A 20,151-nucleotide genomic window follows, 5' to 3' on the forward strand; every position below is an offset into this window, starting at 1 on the left:
AAGGGGAGCCTGCTATGGTTTAGCTATACGTTAAATTAAGCAGTTGCCTCTGCAGTTTTTACTGGGGCTTTCTTACCTAATTTTTCTGCCATGACACTTTCCATATCCTCAAGGCTAACACCTTTCGTTTCAGGAACAAATTTCACTACAACAACCATACAGATTAGAGATAGGGCAGCGAAAATCCAGAAACTGAATGCACCGTTGAAATGCTCGTTCAAGAATGCGTTGTCGTTAAGCATCGGGAAGCTCTGAGTTACGATGAAACCCGTGAACCATTGCGCACCGACTGCTATAGCCATTGCTCGTGAACGGATGCTGTTCGGGAATATTTCAGAAATCATAGTCCAACATGCACAGCCCCATGACGTTGCGTATGCAACAACATATAGACATAGAGCAAATAGTGCAGCATAACCTTCAGTGCCGGTATACAGAACATACCCGACGATAGTCATACCTAATGCACATCCTAACGTACCATATTTCATTAGTGGCAAACGGCCCACTTTATCAATTAAGTACATACCTAGTGCATTACCTAAGATAAAGACAACACCAACAAAGGTTGTTTGGAACAAGGCGTTTTCAGTACCACCTGCAATTGGTCGTAGAATTTCAGGGGTGTAGTACATAATAACGTTGATACCAGTTAACTGCTGTGCAGCAGCAACGAATGTACCAATGATCAAGATAGAAAACAGTAGTGGAGAGCGCAGGCTGACTTTGCTTTTATTTGATGAGCGAGAATCAACCAATGAATCTTGAATTTCAGTAATTAGGCGATCAGCATGCGCAGGATTAGAAATGCGAGAAAGGGTTTCTTTTGCTTTATCCACTTGGCCTTTTAGTACTAACCAACGTGGTGATTCTGGAATTAGGAAGAGTAATCCTGCAAAGAGTGCGGCTGGGATAATTTCTGAGCCAAGCATCCAACGCCAACCTAAGTCAACCAACCAAGCTTCTGACATACCTTTTGCAATCAGATAGTTAACATAGAACACACCCGTTTGACCGATAACAGCGGATTGCTGGAACATACTAACAGCGCGGCCACGGAAGTCTTTTGGAGCAACCTCAGACATGTACATTGGTGAAACAACACAGGCTAAGCCGACTGCAACACCACCGATAATACGGAATAAAACATAAATAGTGAAGGTACTGGCAAGGGCAGAGCCAATGGCGGAAATCATGAAGAGGATTGCAGCAATAAAGAGGGTCTTTCGGCGTCCATATTTAAGGGCTGACCACCCGGCGCTAACTGCACCAATGATACTACCTAATACAACACTTGATACTGCCCAACCAGTTTGCGCTGATGTTAGGCCAAAGTGCTCTCTAATCGGGCCAATCGCCCCTGAAATTACCGCGGTATCGTAGCCTAATAAAATTCCCCCCAGGGCCGCGATACAGCAAATTCGTACAATGTAGGCAATATTATGTTTATGGGACTCAGCCCCAATTGTGGGTGACATGTTCTACTCCTTGTTGAGATTCCCTTCTCATACTCAACCATCGAATAAGTTTGAGTTGGGTAGTCGTCCGATACTTTTATTACTGTAGGGTATGTATGTATCGGTTATTGGTTCCGCCATTTATATTTAGAGGTTATATTTTGCTTTGTGGAAATTTTTTTCCATTTGGCGGTGAATCAAATCATATGCTTTCAATCCGCATCCGGCTACAGGTGAAAGGGTGTTTTCATCAAAAGTGTTAGCTGGCTCAAATTGCGAAAAATATTTTTCAACTCTCTTATTTTATTTAACTCATTGTTTTTATTGTGGTTTTTTCATGTGTGATCTTGCTCATAAAATCGCCGCAGGCCGCGTGTTCACTGGGTTTTTTCAATGTTGATAATTATTTTTGAAAATCATTTTCATGGTCGAAAAATATTTTTCATTTGTGTTTTTTTGGGTATAGTAATTTCAACGAAGCAAATGGTGAAGATTGAAACGTTCTTTATCCGGTTGTGGAAAAGACATAATCCAAAGAACAATAAAGCTATCTCATCAAATTAATTATTTAATGAAGAAATTGTTGGAGAACAAACATGAGCAATGTGCAATATGGAATCAGCCCACTGACTTGGACTAATGATGATATGCCTGAACTTGGCGGCGATATCCCATTGGAAACATGTTTGAGCGAGATGGCAGAGTCAGGTTTCACGGGAACAGAGCTAGGTACAAAATACCCACGTGAGCCTGAAGTATTAATTCCTCTTCTAGAAAAACACGGTTTGGTATTGGCTTCTGGTTGGTACAGCGGCAACCTAATGACGCTAACCGCTGAAGAAGAAATTGCAGCCATGCAAGTACACATTAAATTACTAAAAGCCGCAGGTTGTGGCGCAATGGTGTTTGGTGAAGTTAGCAACACTGTTCATGGCGACATTAATACGCCACTGTCACAGCGCGTTATCCTAACGATGGATGAGTGGAAAGTTTACTGCGAGAAACTGACTACAGTCGCTGATTACCTACTTAATGAGCATGGCATCAAGCTGTCCTTCCACCACCATGTGGGCACAATCTGTGAAACAGAAGATGACATCAACCTAATGATGGAGCTAACGGGCGATTCTGTTTACCTAACACTGGATACTGGTCACATCACATATGGTGGTGGTAACCCAGTCACCATGATCAAGCGTTGGGGTCACCGTATTGGCCACATGCATTTTAAAGATCTTCGCCTAGACGTAATGAAGGCCGCTCGCGATGCAGATAAATCATTCCTTAATGCAGTTCTTGATGGTGTATTTACCGTTCCTGGTACTGGCGATGTGGATTATGACGACGTATTCGCTGCATTAAAAGAGCGTGAATATAAAGGTTGGTTATTAGTTGAAGCTGAGCAAGATCCAGCAAAAGCTAACCCTCTTCAGTACGCTAAAACCGCTTACGAAAACATCACTGGTTACGCAACAAAGTACGGCTTGTAAATTTAAAAGCTAAGAAAGGGGGCGCGGTTAGATGCCCCCTTAAAACACACTGATTGCAATAGAGATGAAAAAAATACGCAGTCAGATTAAGGACGCTATTTTTCGGATAACGAAAAACGAGGAAGAAGATGAATACTGTACGCCTGACTGTTGCTGAAGCACTTGCTAAGTACCTTGCAGCACAAATGATTGAAATTGATGGAAAGAAAGAACAACTTTTCGGTGCTGCTTTCGCCATTTTTGGCCACGGTAATGTTACTTGTTTTGGCCAGCAACTAAAAAATATCGAAGATAAAATTCCGACATGGCGTGGTCAGAACGAGCAGTCAATGGCAACAGCTGCTATTGCTTATGCTAAGGCTAATCAACGTCGTCGTATTGGTATTGCAACTAGTTCAATTGGCCCTGGCGCAACCAATATGGTCACGGCTGCAGGTATTGCGCATACAAACCGTCTACCTCTATTACTTATTTCTGGCGATGCTTATGTTAGCCGCCTACCAGATCCTGTATTGCAACAACCGGAAAACTTTGAGGATCCGTCTGTTACCTCAAATGATGCTTTCAAGCCATTGACACGTTACTGGGATCGCATTCTATCAGCTCCTCAGCTGATGCACACGTTACCACAAGCTCTTGATACTATGCTTGACCCTGCAACGTGTGGCCCGGTATTCCTTGGCTTACCGCAAGACATACAAGGTGTGGCATACGATTTCCCTGAAGTGTTTTTTGCTGAAAAAGTACACCGTATTCGCCGCCCAGAGCCAGAAATGATCGTGCTGGAAGAAGCGAAAGAAATTCTACTGCAAGCGAAAAAGCCGCTAATTATTTCAGGTGGTGGCGTGCATTACTCATTGGCAACTGATGAGCTGGCAGATTTTGCAGGCAAGCACAATATCCCAGTGGTAGAAACCATTGCTGGCCGTGCCACTATGCTGCAAGACAACCCATTAAATGCAGGTCCTATCGGTGTTACGGGCTCAGATTCAGCCAACCATATGGCGAACGATGCTGATGTGGTTCTTGCTATCGGTACCCGTCTACAAGATTTCACAACAGGCTCTTGGACGGTATTCAAAAACCCTGATATGAAGCTGGTCAGCATTAACGTTGCTAAGTTCGATGCCATTAAACACATGTCTTACCCAGTACTGGGTGACGCAAAATCCTCAATGACCAAATTATCAGCACTGTTAGGTGATTGGCGTTCAGGCGATGAATGGTCTGATAAGGCAAAAACAGAAGCTGATGAGTGGAAAGCATTAGTACAGCGTCGTACACACCCGAAAGAAGGTGATTTGCTTCCGGGTACCTCTTCTTACGCAGAGGTGATTGGCAAACTGAATGTATCAATGGAAAAAGGCGATACGGTTCTGACGGCTGCGGGTGGCCTACCAGCCGAGCTGTCAATGAACTGGCAGAACTACCAAATTGGTAAGTTTGATATCGACTTTGGTTACTCGTGCATGGGTTATGAAATTGCCGGTGGCTGGGGGGCGAAAATCGCCAACCCTGACAACGATGTTGTTGTACTAGTCGGTGATGGTTCATACCTAATCCAAAACTCTGACATTTACTCTTCAGTGTTAACTGGTCACAAGATGATTGTGGTTGTGTGTGACAACGGCGGTTTCGCGGTTATCAACAAGCTACAGAACAACACAGGTAATGAGTCCTTCAATAACCTGCTTGAAGACTGTCGTCGCCCTGATGGTGAGCTAGCACGTGTGGATTTTGCTAAGCATGCAGAAGCGCAAGGCGCTATCAGTGAAAAATTGACCTCTGTGGACGAGTTTGATGCTGCCTTTGCCCGCGCTAAAGAAGCTGACCGTACTTATGTGATAGTGGTTGATATCGATCCTGTATCACCAGCTGCATGGTCGAAGTGTGACTGTTGGTGGGAAGTGGGTTTACCAGAAGTGACGCGCAACGATGAAACGGCGCAAAAAGTCTCTGACTGGGAAGAAGGCCGTTCAGCACAGCGCCGCGGTGTATAAGCGCTACCGAATTTAGTTAAAAAGTTATTATTTTTCATTTTCCAATATCTATACGCAGGTATCACTGAAAAGCACAGCTTAAAGTGGTCGTGATACCTGCAAAGGAGCAAAGCTATGTTTAATGAAGAAACGCATTTTGAACAACCAATCCGTTGGGCAATGGTCGGTGGTGGTCGTGGTAGCCAAATTGGTTATTCGCACCGTAATGCAGCACAGCGTGATGGTTTGTTCAAATTGGTTGCGGGCGCCTTCGATTTAAATGCTGACCGTTGTCGCGATTTTGGTATCAACCTTGGCCTAGACAGCGATCGTTGTTATGCAAACTACAAAGAGATGTTTGAGCAAGAAGCACAACGTGAAGACGGTATTCAGGCTGTATCTATCGCCACACCAAACTCGACCCACTATGAAATTTGTAAAGCAGCGCTAGAAGCAAGCCTACATGTCGTGTGTGAAAAGCCGATTACCTTCACCACGGAAGAAGCTGAGGAATTAAAAGAAATCGCAGCGAAAAACAACCGTGTCATCGGTGTGATGTATGGCTATAGCGGCTTCCCAATGGTGCAGCAAGCACGTGAAATGGTGAAACGTGGCGACCTTGGTGAAATCCGTGTTATCAACATGCAGTTCGCGCATGGCTTCCATAACGAAGAGTACGAGTTAAACGATCCAGGTTTGAAGTGGCGTGTAAGCCCTGAAGTATCTGGTCCAACATATGTGTTGGGTGATATTGGTACACACGCGTTCTATCTGTGTGAAGTAATGACCGATCTGGAAGTTGACCGTCTATCTTGCATGCGTCAAAGCTTCATCAAATCTCGTACGCCATTAGAAGATAATGCACACGTGATGATGGAATTTAAAGGCGGAGCAGTTGGCACGCTTTGGGCATCAGCGGTTAACTCTGGCGCGATGCACCAGCAGAAAATCCGTATTGTCGGCTCAAAAGCATCTATCGAATGGTGGGATGAGCAACCGAACCAACTTCGCTATGAAGTACAAGGTGAGCCTGCTCGAGTACTAGAGCGTGGTATGGGCTACTTACACCAAGATGCACCGGGTGTTGCTGCTAACCGTGTTGGTGGTGGTCACGCAGAAGGCTACTTTGAGTCTTGGGCAAACCTCTACCATCGTTTTGCCATGGCGTTTGATGCCGCGAATCGAGATGATCAAGAAGCGCTAGCAGGTATCTGGTTCCCAGGTATTGATGCGGGTATTGAAGGCGTACGCCTGTGTGAAAAGTGCGTAGAGTCAGCAGACCAAAACGCAGCTTGGGTTGAATACAAGTAAAGGATAACACCATGACAAAGATTGCACTTCAGCAAGACCGTCCTTTGGATGCCATAGTGTTAGGTCGTGCGGGCGTTGATTTATACGCTCGTGAATCCAATACGGACATGGCTGATATTTCAGGGTTTAACAAGTTCGTTGGTGGCTCTGCAGCTAACATCGCTGTTGCTGTCAGCAAGCTCGGTGGTAACGTCGGATTCATCGGCTGCGTTGCTGATGATGCATTCGGCGGCTACGTAAAACAGTACATGTCAGGCCAAGGAATTAACTTAGATGGCATGATGACAGACGATTCTGGCTCACGAACGTCTGTCGCATTTACTGAAATGAAGCCAAGTGACTGTACGGTATTGATTTACCGTAATAAAGCGTCAGATTTAACGATTAAGCCAGAGCAGGTTGACCCAGCTTACATCGCCAGTTCAAAAGTACTCGTAGTAACAGGCACAGCACTGTCTGAAAGCCCTAGCCGAGAAGCAACGCTGATTGCGATGGAGCATGCTCGCCGTAGTAACACACTGGTCGTGTTGGATGTTGATTACCGCCCGTACTCATGGCGCACTGATGTCGATGCTTCTATTTATTACGGTATTGCCGCGAGTCTTTCAGACATCGTTATTGGTAACCGTGAAGAGTTCGACATGATGGAAACTGTGTTAGCTCCGGGTAATGCCGATGACGATGCGACAGCAGAGCGCTTTCTACGTGCAAATACACAAGTTGTCGTTATTAAAGCGGGTGAGTTTGGCTCAAAAGTGTACTGCCGAGATGGTTACAAATTCCAGCAAGGTATCTTCCGTGTTGAGGTTCAAAAGCCATTTGGTTCAGGCGATTCATTTGCAGGTGGCCTAATTTGGACACTGGTCAATGGTGGAGAGCTTGAAGATGGCGTGAAACATGGCTCAGCGGCTGCAGCAATAAATGTAAGTGGTAATAGCTGCACTGAAGCTATGCCAACCAAAGAGCAACTGTTTGATTTTATTGAGACTAGAGAACAGGGCCTTTAAAACTCGTCTTCGGACGGTGTGATAATAGGTCATTACGGTCAGCCGGACCAGCATTCATCGCCTAAACACGTTTAGAAGTGACATGCAAACCATCGAGGTCCGGCTTTTTTATCGAAAAATCAAAATACTAAATTTAAATATTACAACGCTGCGCTTAACGACAAACGTATTATAAACAGGGCAGTGAGGAGAGAGAACTATGGGTAAGCATATCCCACCATTTGATAATAAGAACCAGCCAATCGTTGATGTAAATGATGAAGTCACTCCACTGTGTTACTTCAATCAGGTTTGCTTAAAGCAGGGTGAGTCACACAAACACAGTGTAGACGGTTACGAGTCAGTGATTGTACTGGCTGGCGGTACGTGCTCTATCACAGTCACCAATGGCGAAAAGACCGAAGTATTCGACAATATCGGTAAGCGTAAATCGGTATGGGACGGTGATCCTGAGTCGGTGTATGTACCACTTGGTTATACCGCTGAAATTGAATGTGTCAGCGACAATGCCGACGTAATGATTGCTGGTGGTAAATTTGAAGAATCGCTGGAACCGTTTTGCAGCCGTCAAGAAGATGTTGAGTTTGTTCAATATGGCTCTGATGAGACCAAAACACACCGCAAAATTAAACATGTACTAGGCCAGTCAAATGCAGATAAGCGCGGCCGATTACTGGTAAGTGAGTTGTTTACAGTTGGTGCAGGTGGTTGGTCTGGCTTCCCTCCGCACAAGCACGATGAAGACCGTGTTAAAGAAGATGGCAGCAAAGAAACCTTGTACGAAGAAGTATACCAGTTCCGTTTTAATCCAGATTTTGGCTTCGGTGCACAATTCCTATACGAGCATGAAGATGATTTCGGCCCTGTTTACCATGTACGTACGGGTTCAGTTATCGCGATTGATAAAGGCTACCACCCAAGTGTTGCTGCGCCAGGTTACGAAATGTATTACTTCACGATTATCGTGGGCAAAACATCAAAATCACTAGTTCAACACTTCGACCCACACCATGAGTATCAAGTGGAAACCATTCCAGGCATCAAGGATATGATTGCCAAATTTAAATAATAAGGAGAGCGAAGACTATGCTCGTAAATTTAAATGATTTATTGCCACAAGCAGCCGCGTCTGACTACTCAGTTCCTTGTTTTAATGTCTTTGGCTTTGAAGATGCCCGTGCAGTCGTTGAAGCGGCAGAAGAAGTAAATAAGCCTGTCATTCTAGCTTGCAATAAAGATGTGGTTGATTTCTACGGCGTTGAAACTGCTGCGGCAATGTTTCTGAACCTCGCTCATAACAGTAGTGTGCCAGTGTGCTTGCACCTCGACCATACTTATGAAGAAGATATTGTATTTCGCGCGTTAAAAGCGGGTTTTAGTTCAGTGATGTTTGATGGCTCTCAGCTGCCGCTGGAAGAGAACATCGCAAGAACACGTAAAGTGGCTGATGTTGCTCATGCACTTGGTGCTTCAGTGGAAGGTGAAATTGGTTCGGTGCCTTATGAAGAAGGTCGTGATCATATCAAGACAATTGATACAAGCCCTGCAGATGCTGCCCGTTTTGCTGAGGAGAGTGGTGCTGATTGTGTGGCGATTTCGGTAGGTAATGTACACCGTCTTACCGAGCCAACGTGTACCATTGACTTTGGTTTGCTCGATCAAATTGCGAATGAAGTGTCGATTCCATTGGTTATCCACGGTGCAAGTGGTATTCGTGATGAAGACATGCATAAGTTGAAGCAGAGCCGCGTATCAAAATTCAACATCGGTACATGTTTACGACAAGCATTAGGTCATAATTTGCGTGACTTTATGAACGATGAACCACAGAAGTTTGATCGTATCTACTTTATGCAAAAAGCAATGCCTTATGTGAAAGAAGAAGCGATTCGTAACTTTAAGTTATTGTCGTAAAAAACATACCTCAGTCAAGTAAAGGCTGGGGTATAATATATTGTTATTATTGCATTATCATGGGAGGGCGGTTAAGTATGGACGTTGTAGAACACGTACCCGTCGATTTAGACACATTACGAGAGTTAATTGTTAAACGCTATGATAGTTTAAGTCAGCGTTTGCAGCAGGTCGCTGATTTTGTCATGGCTCAGCCTATGCTCGTTGCTGTCGAAACCATGGCAACGATTGCTGAACAAGCAAATGTGCCACTTTCCACATTAAGCCGTTTCTCCAATGCAATGGGCTTTGATGGATTTAGTTCAATGCAGGCACTGTTCCGTGATCAGTATTTGAACCGTCCTCGTGATTACAAAGAGCGTGTACGCAAAGCTCGTGAGACAGAAGAATTTCAACCTGAGTCACCAACGGCTATTTTTCAAGATTTTGGTACAGCAAATATTGAAGCGATAGAGCAGCTTCAGATCACGGTGTCACCGCAAAAACTTGATCGCGCAGTATCGTTACTTGATGGTGCAGAAACGATCTACATTCAAGGTATGCGCCGTGCTTACCCTGTGGCGTTTTATCTGTGGTATGCCTTGATGAAATCAGACAATAACGTCATTTTACTTGATGACCATGGTGGAATGCTGACTCCAATGACACGTCGAATGAACAAAAATGACGTATTGTTGACCGTTACGTTTACACCTTACGCGCCAGAAACCAGTGAATTGATTAACAGCGCGCATGAAAAAGGTGTACCTGTCGTTGCCATTACTGATAATCAGATGACTGCGAACGGTAGTAAAATGGACGTTTGCTTTGAAGTTCTTGAAGGTGAAGTGATGGGCTTCCGGTCGCTCAGTAGCTCCATGTATCTCGCTCAAACCTTAGCGGTTAGTTTAATGTGTCGAGAAGCTGTATAGCGTAAAGCGTTTTAAACAAAAACTGGCTAAGGCCAGTTTTTTTATACCTGTATTATTATAAATATACCTACAGTTTGTCACTTTATGACCTTTTTTAACCATTCTATTTATAAGTAAGATATAATAGCTCAATAAATAATTGTCATACAATAAATATTCCTGCTTTTTTAATAGGACAAATATGAAACTTGAACGCCGGGCCGATTTAATCTTGGTTGTAACCACCATGCTTGCAGCGGCAGGTTGGATATTTTCAAAAGAAACGATCCAAGGGTTACCGCCGTTTGGTTTTATAGGTTTGCGATTTGTCCTAGCATCGTTACTGTTACTCCCTTTTTGTATTCGTTCATTTAAGCAAGTCACTAAAAGTGATCTCATCAAAGCGATGGGCGTAGGCTGTCTACTTTCTGCTGCATTATTGTTATGGATATATGCAATATCGATTAGTGAGACGCTAGGCGAGGGAGCTTTTATTATGAGCCTCTCTATGCTGTTTGTCCCCCTTGTTGCTTGGCCTCTATTTAAACTGCGGCCACCACGTATATTCTGGTTATCTTTACCTATCGCTATTGTTGGTTTAATGATGCTTTCTCTTGGTGGAGGCGGAGGGTGGCAGCAGTCGACAAGCCAAATATGGTTTGTGCTTTGTGCGGTGATGTTAGCGATTCATTTTAACTTTAACAGCAAATATGCTCGTCGCATTCCAACCTTATTACTGACTTGTTTGCAGCTATTCGTCACAGGGTGTATGGGGCTGATTGTTTCTGTAATCTTTGAAACTCGGCCGGAAGTTATAGCAAGCAGTATTTGGGGATGGTTTTTCCTTAGTGTGGTTGTTGCAACCAGCATTCGATATGTAATGCAAACCGCAGGGCAAAAAAATACCACGGCTGCGAATGCCGCCATTATTATGATCCTCGAGCCAGTGTGGACAGTTATTCTGAGTGTGCTTTGGTATAGTGAATCGATGCCTGCTCATAAAGTGGCTGGCTGTTTCTTAATATTACTATCACTGTTTATATACCGTGGTAGTAATGTTATTACTAAAAATTTCAAACGTTTGTCAATGCATTCAATAAAGTGATAATAAAATTTCTCTTATTAACTTAGTTTATCAAATCATAGGTTGATTATTTAGGATGAAGAGGTAATCTAGAATTTATAATTAATACCTATAAGAGAAAGTGAGTTTTTTTCTTTATAAAAGCCAATGTTAGATTGGTTGTTCTCTATAATGTTAATTGAAGTGATGCTCCAGTTTTCCCAGTTTGGTATGTTTGAATATTCATATGCAATGGTAAGTTTATATATATAGTCCTCCTGTTTTTTATTAAATATCGGGTTCTCTGCTCCATATGTTTGATAGGAAACACTGCTTGTTATCGCTAGATTATGATTGTTAAACTGGGAAAAATAGGTTGCTTCTAATTTGTAGTTATCAAAAGAAGCAGCATTACCTATAGCATCATTATTTGTGTATGCGAGCGAAGACACTAACCCCGAATTCGGTTTCAACATTGTTAAGTATTGGCCTTTAACAAAATATGCGTCAGAGTCTCTATGAAGCTCATTATAATGAATAGCCTCTTTATCAACTTTTGATGTAGCAAACCTTAAATCAACCGAGAAGTTAGAGCCTAAGATGTGAGATAACTTTAGTCGGTAGGCATCCCTCTCCATATCGGTCTCCTTTCTATGGCCCATTTGGTATGGGTCTTCCCATACTTCACCAGAAATGATGCTTGGAAGGTAGGCAATGTCTAATTTTGTCCCCATATGAAGCCTACGGTGATAACCAATTTCAAATGCGAGTGTACCTATAGTCAAGTCGTCACGTGAGGTACCGATATAAATGCTTTGTTCTTGGCTGTCGTCTAATGTGTAATTTAAACGACCAAAAGGAACAATAAATACACTGTCATCATAGGATGATTGCTGTGATAACTTTTCCTGTTGGTTTTTCCCGTTTGAATTTAAATTAGAATTACTCAGAGATAACCCTGTGTTTATTGATAACTCTCCTGATAAGTTAGATTTGTTAAACGCAAAGGAAGAAAAATGAATACATAGTAGTATGCAACCTAAAAATAGCTGTTTCATTTATTTAACGCCTATTAAAAACTTAGGGATAATTTAATATGTGGGAAATAGCCTCACCCGGTGGAGAGGCTATTACTTTTTATTAACGACATGTTGTTATTTAATAAAAATAGTTTCACCATCTTTAATGGTTTCAAGAATCGCTATTTTGTTGATACTCATAGGTTCGACAGTAAGTGGGTTCTCCGCGAGTACAACTAGATCTGCGCGTTTCCCAACTTCAATACTGCCTTTGGAATTTTCTTCAAAATTTTGCAATGCGCCTTTGATAGTGACGGCTTCTAATGCTTGATATGGGGTTAGCTTATGTTGCTCACCTAGCGTAATTCCACTTCTTGTTGTTCTGTTTATTGCAGTCCACATATTGGTCATCATGTCAGGGAACAGTACCGGTGCATCCATGTGTATAGTGAAGTCGAGGTCGTTAGATAGAGCCCACCCTGTTGGAGAAATATTGGAAGCACGCCATTTACCTAGAACTGACTCTCGGTGCCAGTCACCCCAGAAAAAGGTATGAGCAGGGAAGAAAGAAGGAATCATATTATTTTCTTTCATTCTTTTAATTTGGTCGAGTCGTGCGGTTTGGGCGTGAATCACCACCGAGCGTCGATCTTCCTTACCAAATTTTTCATCTGCTTTTTCAATAGCATTCAATAGAATATCAGTCGATGCGTCGCCGTTACTATGACTTAAAATCTGAGCATTTAACTTATAGGCTTCTTGAACGTAGTGATCCATTTCTTCTTGAGAAAGTACAGGGTAGCCATGATAGTCATATGAATGGCTATGGGGTGCTACATAATATGGTGTTGATAAATAAGCTGTTTTCCCCTGAGGAGAGCCATCTCCAACAAGCTTCACTCCTGCCATTTTGAAATTGCCTACACTTGTTCTCATCGGTACTATTTTGTGAGCTTCATGTAGGTTAACCCACTTAGCATAAGCCAAAACATCAATTTTCAGCTGTTCTTGTTCCGCCATGTGCTTTAACATTTTTATCGCTGGAATCGTAGCAACCCCTTCTTGTGTGGTCGTAATGCCATATCCAGCAAACATATCTTGGACTTTATTGAACTTCCTTATTACGTCCTCGCCTGTCATCTCAGGCAAGTAATTAAGAATGGGGTATACCGCTGACTCTTCAAGAACTCCAGTTGGTATGCCGTTTTCATCGCGTCGGATCACACCGCCACTAGGGTTTTTGCTATTATTGGTGTAGCCAATGAGTTCAAATGCTTCCGTATTACAACTGCTTAAGTGCCCAGAAATGTGAATGGCGCAAAATTTATAGCCAGTGGTGTAACTGTCCAGTTCCTCACGCGTTGGGTGAGCTTTTTCTTCAAGCTCGGCATCATCGTAGCCCCAAGCGACATGAAGAATATCCTTGCCACGCTCTTCAGAGTCAAAATAGTTGGCTATCTCTCTTTTTAGCTCAGAAAAGTTATTCACATTACCCATTGGGGAAGGGTAGAGGAATGGACTTTCAATAAATGGCAGGTATTGGGCGAAATGAGCATGAGAGTCGATAAATCCTGGAGCAATAATTTTAAGATTCATGTCTCTTATTTCAGTATCTCCTGCTCTAGTTTTTAACACTTCATTGTTTGTGCCGACCTTATAAATTAATCCATCTTTGATTGCGATAGCTTCTGCGGTGTCATTTTCACCGGTGATCGGCAAGACATGAGCGTTATACAAGATTAAGTCGGGTGCAGCAAAAACGACAGGGGAAAGAGTAAGGGACAGCACTAAGCAGAGTCTTTTCATCAGTTAGTTTCCTTATGTAGGCATGATATACGAGATGTGTCATACTTTTGCAAAAAATACTTACCAGATAAAATCGTATATGTTTGGGTTTCCCATACATTTAAGGGGTCGTATGCACACAATTGATCAGGTTCTAGCTTTCGTTTCAGTTTTCGACCATGGGTCATATAGCAGTTCAGCGAAGGATCTTGGAAAATCTAGAGCAACAATTAGGGAACATATTCATACTTATGAAGATATTTTGGGGTATGAGTTGTTTTCTATTGAGGGGAAAAAAGCGACTCCAACTCATAATGCAAAACGGCTTATCAAACGAGCGAGACTTCTTGCGAGACAACACCGCTCCCTTCATGAGCATGGACTAAACCTTTTTGATAATGCTATTTCTGATATCACAATTTGTATTGATACGTTCACTCCTACACAGTTGATAGCTGAAACAAATAGCTATATTCGAGAAAAGTGGCCTGAAATTAATATTCATTGGTTGAACAGAAATAGAGAACAATCACTACAAGGTTTGAGTAGTGGTGACTTTGATATAGCGATTTTACCTTCACATGGGAAGATATTCTCGGTCGAGAACGTAACGTGGCGTGCATTAGGCTCGGTTAAATTTGGGGTATATACAGGGAAGAGTTCAAAATTGGCAAAGGAAACCAACCCTACTATTGAGGATTTATTTCTAGATATTCACTTATTAACTGAATCGCAAGTAGAGTTAGGGGCAAGTATTGACGGTTTTCGCGCGAGCCCTAATTCAATCGTAGTTAGTAATAATGATTTAATGTTCGAATTGTTAAAAAATTCCGGTTGGGGGTTTATGCCAAAATCATATATGGAGGCTTTAGAACCCAGAGATAAAATCGTTGAATTGAATGTAATAGAGATCGGAAAGGAGTTTTCTTTCTTACTAAATGCTTTTCACCTATACGAGAAAGATCAAGAAGAGCCATTTACCTCAATTATTAATTTCATCCGACGCTTCTTCAGTGATTAAATTCATCCTCAGATGTCTTCAATAATCAATTTGGATGGCAAAGCCATCCAAATGTGATTTTTTTGTTTGATTTGTCGCCTGTAAAGTATTAGCCATCCAGTTCGGAATACAAACAAACATTAAGTGAAGTTGAGGAATACATAATGGCTAATAGGTTAAATAAATTGGTAATATCAACATTAATTTGCACTAGTCCGATGGTATTCTCCCACGAAGACGTTGATTCAGTTATCAACCCAGATGATCTACAAGATGTGACGAAAGTAAATCCACAAGCAGCGTTATATGTTACTTCAGATGCTAATATCCGGGTTTCGGGGATGTTTTCGGGAAAATGGAATGAAAATGTCGATTTTGCAGGTTTTGCGGAAGGTATTTTCGGTGACCGTTATGGTGATGATAGCTTTGATGGTGATTATTTAGGCGGTCGTGCTCAATACTTTCAAGTGCATGCTACAGGCAATTCCTATATTCCTCGTATTGGTTTTTCTACAGATCTAATTCATCAGAAAAATCGAGGTCTTGATGATACCTCACTGTTTTCAGCAGGTATTGTAGCTGCTATAGATGGCAGTTTTACACCCGGTTTCCAAGTGTTCCCAAATGTTGCTTATTCCGTTGGTGAGGTGTTTGGTGAAACAGCAGATGGCTATTTAGCGAATCTATTCGTTTCCACACCAATAGGTGATAATGGCTCTTTTCTACTACTTTGGCCAGAATACTTTGACGTGAGTGGTGATAATGTAGAATTGGAATCTAAATCGCTAAATTTTGTTTTCCAATCTCCAATTAAAAATAACTATGGTCAGTGGTTTGTGACCAAGTTAGCTTATAACGAAACGGATATTACCTTGCCCAACGGTTCTCGAATCGAAGGAGACGGTGATGTAACTCTTGAGTTCGGCGTAAAATGGTACTTCTAATTTGATAGTGAAATAAAGTTGTTCACGAAGTTATCTAGAGGTATGTCATGAATATACTCAAGGCGTCTCTTTTAGTCGCTGTTCTACTTTCTGTTATTGGGTGTAAAGAGGTTAATGAATCAGAGTGCATTTATGAACTTGTGCTCGAATATGATACCGAACCAGTAACACCTATTAACTTAACAGTAGATTATTAACTGTATATTTATCGTTATTAATTAGTGTAAATCATGGATGTTCATACTTTATTTAACGGAGGTAATGCTGAAAATTTAAAGCTATATACGCTACAGATTCCACTGTATCGTAACAGAAATATAACATCCAAAGTTAATATTTAGGAATAGAAAATAATGGCTCAATAAACCACAGTGAAAGGCGGTATCGATGACCGTCTTTTTTGATACTGTAATTAAAATTGTGCAATTGCTTCATATTGTATGAGAGTAAGTGCTGATACAGCAAATTGCACTCAGTAGGCTATTTAGGGATTTTATGCATTGTAAATGACATAAACGGCGCAAGAAAGGAGTACGTGTATTAATTTTAATGAGTTTATTGTGAACAACTTATCATAATTAGACTAAATTCATCGAATTGTACATTTAGCTTACTGAGATTATATTCACTATCTACGAATTACTCACAAAAATAATTTGTTATTACAGTCAGGTTATTAAAAGAATTGTGGATAATTAGTCATAAAGTGACTATTTATCCTATTTATCCGGTAGTCTAGTGGAATGAGATTTAGATGTATCTCACATTTACCCTAAATAATATAATTTACCATTGCTTCACTTAAATTATTCATTCCAATGATAACTATTAAAGATTAATAGCTATTTCTGTACTACATCAAAGGACAATATTCGATATGACTGGCGCTATCATTAAAGTTTCTCGAAACACTGAAAATGCACCTCAAAGCTCTGTATCTTCACAAACAGTTGCTTTCTCTCACTACAATAATTTCTCTGCCCAATTACCTGTAGACCCTAAAACAGGTGAAATCGTCATTGGTGATGTGAAAGAGCAGGTAAAACAGTGTTTAACGAACATTAAAGCAATCGTAGAAAGTATCGATCACGTGATGGATGACGTTGTAAAAATTAACGTGTTTCTTAAGAACATCGATGACGTTGAAGCGGTAGATGAAGTTTACGCAACTTTCTTTGAAAACCTACTTCCAACACGTACCACGGTGCAAGTTGCAGCTTTACCAATGAGCGATGCTTTAGTTCAGATGGATGCGCTTATCTCAAACGGTGAAGGTACAGCCCCACAAGATCCTTGTGCGCTTATCAAGCTTTCACGTAACACTGAAAGTGCACCACAAAGTGCTGTATCTACCCAAACGGTTGCTTTCTCTCACTACAACAACATTTCTGCTCAACTACCAGTAGACCCTAAAACAGGTGCGCTAGTAGAAGGTGGCGTAAAAGAGCAAACAGCTCAGTGTCTAAAAAACATTAAGGCAATCCTAGAAAGCATCGACGTACCTTTCGATGACATCGTTAAAATCAATATGTACCTAAGCGATCTGTCAGATGTTGACGCAGTAAATGAAGTCTATTCAACATTCTTCCCAGATTCAGCTATCGCTCGTACAGTAGCTTACGTACCTGCACGCACAACAATTGCTGCTGACGCACTGCCTATGGGTGCTTTAGTACAAATCGATGCATCAGTATCACACGGTGACGGTACACCACCACAAGAAGTTGAAGATCGTCACGGCATCGTCATCATTGCAAACAATACTGAAAATGCACCACAAAGCGCACTACACACGCAAACAGTTGCTTTCTCTCATTACAACCACATTGCCGCTCAACTTCCAGTTGACGTGAAAACAAATGCAATCGTTGCTGGCGGCGCCAAAGAGCAGGCTGAACAGTGCATGAAAAACATCCAAGCAATCGTGGAAAGCATTAACCACGTGATGGACGATATCGTTAAAATTAATATCCAGCTTAAAGATATTGCAGATCTGGATACTGTGAATGAAGTTTATACGACGTTCTTCCAAAGCGATCTTCCAGCTCGTACTGTTGTTGGTGTTTCACAAATTGAGATGGACGCTTTAGTGCAAATTGATGCCGTTGTATCTAACGGTGAAGGTACACCACCACAAGCTTAATTAACTTATAGTTTAAGTAATTGACGGTGAAATGAAAAAAAGGATCTAGTGAACTAGATCCTTTTTAATTTATCAGCCCAAGCTTATAGCGAGATTTTCTTCGTTTAATGAGCATTTCCAGCCTACTAATTTGGCCAGCTTTCTTCTTCAATTTTGGCTAAGGCTGCTGCGGCTCGTTGTAATGCAGGCAGAAAGTGTAAAGCTTGTTCGGGTTTTAGGCGCATAATCGGCGCTTGAATTGCAATGCCTAAGTTTGAACGCCCATTTTTAGCTGGAACGAGTACGGCAACACAGAATAGGCCGGGTAAGAACTCTTCATTATCGATGGCATAACCATTTGCTTTTACGTTTTCAAGCTCAGCTTCAAGCTCGTCAAAATCGATAATGGTTTTTTCCGTATACTGCGTGAGTGGAACATTGTTGAGTAAGCGGCGACGCTGCGATGGGCTCATACTGGCTAAGAATAGCTTTCCGGTTGCCGAGCAGTGTACAGGCACTCTTGAACCTGGATGCAAGTAAAAACGCAATGGTGCTTCGGTTTCTACACGATCAACATAAATGATCTCACCGCCGGATAGCGCGGTTAAATTACAGCTTTCTCCAACTTCTTCCTTTAGTTGTGAAAGCACTGTGTGGCGGGCGCTATGCGTTGTACTGTTAAGTAGTAGTTTTTCTGCAAGGTTACGTAACCTAATCCCTGAACTATAGTGGCGGTCATCACCATCACGTTGAATAATACCTGCACTTTCAAGCTGTTGTAGCATCCGATGCAGAGTCGGTTTAGGCAACCCTGTTTCCTCAACTAACCCTTGCAGCGAGAAAAACTCATCCTTCGCTGCGATGACTTCCAGTAAAGAAAAAAGGCGTAATGTTGGTGTGTCTCCTTCGACACGAGTTTGCTCTGGTATCTTTTTCACTTGTGCTGTCATTATCATATCTGTTTGATTCCTTTCTACATAATACTACTAATTATACCGTTTATTTGAATTTGCGTTGACGATTTGCGATATAGTGATTAATATTTAATCTTACATCAATAATTGGAATTATTTGTCTCATTATTTGTTGTTTGTATTGTGAGGCCGATTAAGGCAGGCAAAGTGAAAGCAATCAATCGAATCATCGAACAAGCACAAAAGCACCCAAAACGGATTGTGTTATGCGAAGTTGAGGACAAAAGAGTTTTATTCGCCGCCCAGAAAGTGGCTTCTGAAGGCATTGCGAAAGTTATTTTGGTTGGTAACAGAAGTAACATTCAACAGCAACTTAAAGCGAATAAAATAGATATCAGCGGGGCCGAGATTATCGATCCTGCTGATTCAGTATTAACGAGTACTTTGGCTGACACCTTATTCGAACTTCGTTGCAAAAAAGGAATGACACGGCAACAAGCAGAACAAGAAGTAATGAAACCACTTTGTTTTGCTAATTTGCTGGTTAGGCAAGGGTTGGCTGATGGCTCGGTATCGGGCGCGGTACATACAACGGGTGATGTAGTTAGAAATGCGATTCAGGTTATTGGGATGAAACCTGATAGTAAACTGGTATCTAGTTTCTTTTTGATGATGTTGTGCCAACCTTTCCACCACTTAAAAGGAGGAATGATTTTCTCTGATTGCGGTTTAGTGGTTGATCCTGATGCCGAGCAACTCGCAAACATTGCGTTATCTGCTGCGCAAAGCGCTGAAAGTTTGCTGATGGAAGAGCCAAAAGTTGCCATGCTGTCGTTTTCAACCAACGGAAGCGCAAAGCATATGGCGGTTGATAAGGTTGTTGAAGCATCACGGTATGTAAAACAGCAGCAGCCAGAATTAGCGATTGATAATGATGTCCAATTAGATGCAGCCATTGTCGCTGAAATTGCCCAGCGCAAATTGCCGGATTCTAAAGTGAAAGGGCAGTCGAATGTATTGGTTTTTCCCAATTTAGAGGCGGGCAATATAGGTTATAAATTAGCTGAAAGAGTAGGTGGTGCGATTGCGATTGGTCCATTACTGCAAGGGTTAGCTAAGCCTGCGAATGATTTGTCCCGGGGCTGTAGTGTCGATGATATATACCATGTGATAGCTGTGACTGTAGTGCAGGCACAGCAAGAAACAGTTGGAATACAATTGGAACCTGAATTAGTACCCATTTAAGAGCTGACAGC

The 20,151-nt window shown here is 41.9% G+C and carries 16 protein-coding genes; 12 read left to right on the forward strand and 4 right to left on the reverse strand.

Annotated elements, in window-relative coordinates; translation table 11 throughout:
• Positions 1-35: 35 nt before the first annotated feature.
• The gene (locus L4D09_RS11000) at positions 36-1,478 is read right to left on the reverse strand and encodes a sugar porter family MFS transporter (protein WP_428457557.1); all 1,443 of its coding nucleotides are present in this window, start codon (positions 1,476-1,478) and stop codon (positions 36-38) included.
• Positions 1,479-2,053: 575 nt separating this feature from the next.
• On the opposite strand from L4D09_RS11000, the gene iolE reads away from it, so the two are divergent.
• From iolE to L4D09_RS11040, 8 genes are all read left to right on the forward strand, one after another.
• Complete coding sequence (gene iolE / locus L4D09_RS11005) at positions 2,054-2,947, forward strand: myo-inosose-2 dehydratase (RefSeq protein WP_428457558.1); 894 nt, start codon at positions 2,054-2,056, stop codon at positions 2,945-2,947.
• Positions 2,948-3,075: 128 nt separating this feature from the next.
• Positions 3,076-4,947: a 3D-(3,5/4)-trihydroxycyclohexane-1,2-dione acylhydrolase (decyclizing) gene (iolD, locus tag L4D09_RS11010; RefSeq protein ID WP_428457559.1), complete on the forward strand. Its 1,872-nt coding sequence runs from the start codon at positions 3,076-3,078 to the stop codon at positions 4,945-4,947.
• 114 nt (positions 4,948-5,061) lie between these two features.
• A complete protein-coding gene (locus L4D09_RS11015; RefSeq protein ID WP_428457560.1) occupies positions 5,062-6,237 on the forward strand; it encodes a Gfo/Idh/MocA family protein in 1,176 nt (391 codons plus the stop codon).
• Positions 6,238-6,248: 11 nt separating this feature from the next.
• Positions 6,249-7,244, forward strand: a complete 996-nt coding sequence (iolC, locus tag L4D09_RS11020) for a 5-dehydro-2-deoxygluconokinase (protein ID WP_428457561.1) — start codon at positions 6,249-6,251, stop codon at positions 7,242-7,244.
• A gap of 199 nt (positions 7,245-7,443) precedes the next feature.
• Complete coding sequence (locus L4D09_RS11025) at positions 7,444-8,313, forward strand: 5-deoxy-glucuronate isomerase (protein WP_428457562.1); 870 nt, start codon at positions 7,444-7,446, stop codon at positions 8,311-8,313.
• Positions 8,314-8,330: 17 nt separating this feature from the next.
• Positions 8,331-9,158: a class II fructose-bisphosphate aldolase gene (locus L4D09_RS11030; protein WP_428457563.1), complete on the forward strand. Its 828-nt coding sequence runs from the start codon at positions 8,331-8,333 to the stop codon at positions 9,156-9,158.
• Between the two features lie 77 nt (positions 9,159-9,235).
• Entirely contained in the window at positions 9,236-10,069 is an 834-nt protein-coding gene (locus L4D09_RS11035; protein ID WP_428457564.1) for a MurR/RpiR family transcriptional regulator, read from the forward strand.
• A gap of 181 nt (positions 10,070-10,250) precedes the next feature.
• Positions 10,251-11,153, forward strand: coding sequence for a DMT family transporter (locus L4D09_RS11040; protein WP_428457565.1), 903 nt, complete (start codon positions 10,251-10,253; stop codon positions 11,151-11,153).
• Between the two features lie 68 nt (positions 11,154-11,221).
• Here the strand turns inward: L4D09_RS11040 and L4D09_RS11045 are convergent, their stop codons facing one another.
• On the reverse strand, positions 11,222-12,169 hold the full coding sequence (locus tag L4D09_RS11045; protein WP_428457566.1) for a DUF2860 family protein: 948 nt from the start codon (positions 12,167-12,169) through the stop codon (positions 11,222-11,224).
• A 96-nt stretch (positions 12,170-12,265) separates the two neighbouring features.
• The gene (locus L4D09_RS11050) at positions 12,266-13,936 is read right to left on the reverse strand and encodes an amidohydrolase (protein ID WP_428457567.1); all 1,671 of its coding nucleotides are present in this window, start codon (positions 13,934-13,936) and stop codon (positions 12,266-12,268) included.
• Positions 13,937-14,048: 112 nt separating this feature from the next.
• Here L4D09_RS11050 and L4D09_RS11055 point away from each other — a divergent pair, with 112 nt between their 5' ends.
• The 3 genes from L4D09_RS11055 (at position 14,049) to L4D09_RS11065 (ending at position 18,002) form a co-directional block, all read left to right on the forward strand.
• Positions 14,049-14,936, forward strand: coding sequence for a LysR family transcriptional regulator (locus tag L4D09_RS11055; protein ID WP_428457568.1), 888 nt, complete (start codon positions 14,049-14,051; stop codon positions 14,934-14,936).
• 143 nt (positions 14,937-15,079) lie between these two features.
• The gene (locus L4D09_RS11060) at positions 15,080-15,859 is read left to right on the forward strand and encodes a hypothetical protein (protein WP_428457569.1); all 780 of its coding nucleotides are present in this window, start codon (positions 15,080-15,082) and stop codon (positions 15,857-15,859) included.
• Positions 15,860-16,736: 877 nt separating this feature from the next.
• The gene (locus L4D09_RS11065) at positions 16,737-18,002 is read left to right on the forward strand and encodes a Rid family hydrolase (RefSeq protein ID WP_428457570.1); all 1,266 of its coding nucleotides are present in this window, start codon (positions 16,737-16,739) and stop codon (positions 18,000-18,002) included.
• Positions 18,003-18,127: 125 nt separating this feature from the next.
• On the opposite strand, the gene L4D09_RS11070 is transcribed toward L4D09_RS11065, so the two are convergent.
• Positions 18,128-18,931, reverse strand: a complete 804-nt coding sequence (locus L4D09_RS11070; RefSeq protein WP_428457628.1) for an IclR family transcriptional regulator — start codon at positions 18,929-18,931, stop codon at positions 18,128-18,130.
• A gap of 171 nt (positions 18,932-19,102) precedes the next feature.
• Between L4D09_RS11070 and pta the strand changes: the two genes are divergently transcribed.
• A complete protein-coding gene (gene pta, locus L4D09_RS11075; RefSeq protein ID WP_428457571.1) occupies positions 19,103-20,140 on the forward strand; it encodes a phosphate acetyltransferase in 1,038 nt (345 codons plus the stop codon).
• Positions 20,141-20,151 lie beyond the last annotated feature (11 nt).

The organism is Photobacterium makurazakiensis, from assembly GCF_050336715.1.
Taxonomy (GTDB): Bacteria; Pseudomonadota; Gammaproteobacteria; order Enterobacterales; family Vibrionaceae; genus Photobacterium; species Photobacterium makurazakiensis.

Bases quoted from the DNA above. Each gene is read 5' to 3' on its own strand.
- L4D09_RS11060 (WP_428457569.1), top strand. From the start codon at position 15,080: ATGGCTAATAGGTTAAATAAATTGGTAATATCAACATTAATTTGCACT.
- L4D09_RS11065 (WP_428457570.1), top strand. From the start codon at position 16,737: ATGACTGGCGCTATCATTAAAGTTTCTCGAAACACTGAAAATGCACCT.
- iolC (WP_428457561.1), top strand. From the start codon at position 6,249: ATGACAAAGATTGCACTTCAGCAAGACCGTCCTTTGGATGCCATAGTG.
- L4D09_RS11055 (WP_428457568.1), top strand. From the start codon at position 14,049: ATGCACACAATTGATCAGGTTCTAGCTTTCGTTTCAGTTTTCGACCAT.
- L4D09_RS11040 (WP_428457565.1), top strand. From the start codon at position 10,251: ATGAAACTTGAACGCCGGGCCGATTTAATCTTGGTTGTAACCACCATG.
- L4D09_RS11025 (WP_428457562.1), top strand. From the start codon at position 7,444: ATGGGTAAGCATATCCCACCATTTGATAATAAGAACCAGCCAATCGTT.
- L4D09_RS11015 (WP_428457560.1), top strand. From the start codon at position 5,062: ATGTTTAATGAAGAAACGCATTTTGAACAACCAATCCGTTGGGCAATG.
- L4D09_RS11070 (WP_428457628.1), bottom strand. From the start codon at position 18,931: ATGACAGCACAAGTGAAAAAGATACCAGAGCAAACTCGTGTCGAAGGA.
- L4D09_RS11035 (WP_428457564.1), top strand. From the start codon at position 9,236: ATGGACGTTGTAGAACACGTACCCGTCGATTTAGACACATTACGAGAG.
- L4D09_RS11050 (WP_428457567.1), bottom strand. From the start codon at position 13,936: ATGAAAAGACTCTGCTTAGTGCTGTCCCTTACTCTTTCCCCTGTCGTT.
- L4D09_RS11000 (WP_428457557.1), bottom strand. From the start codon at position 1,478: ATGTCACCCACAATTGGGGCTGAGTCCCATAAACATAATATTGCCTAC.
- L4D09_RS11030 (WP_428457563.1), top strand. From the start codon at position 8,331: ATGCTCGTAAATTTAAATGATTTATTGCCACAAGCAGCCGCGTCTGAC.
- iolE (WP_428457558.1), top strand. From the start codon at position 2,054: ATGAGCAATGTGCAATATGGAATCAGCCCACTGACTTGGACTAATGAT.
- iolD (WP_428457559.1), top strand. From the start codon at position 3,076: ATGAATACTGTACGCCTGACTGTTGCTGAAGCACTTGCTAAGTACCTT.
- L4D09_RS11045 (WP_428457566.1), bottom strand. From the start codon at position 12,169: ATGAAACAGCTATTTTTAGGTTGCATACTACTATGTATTCATTTTTCT.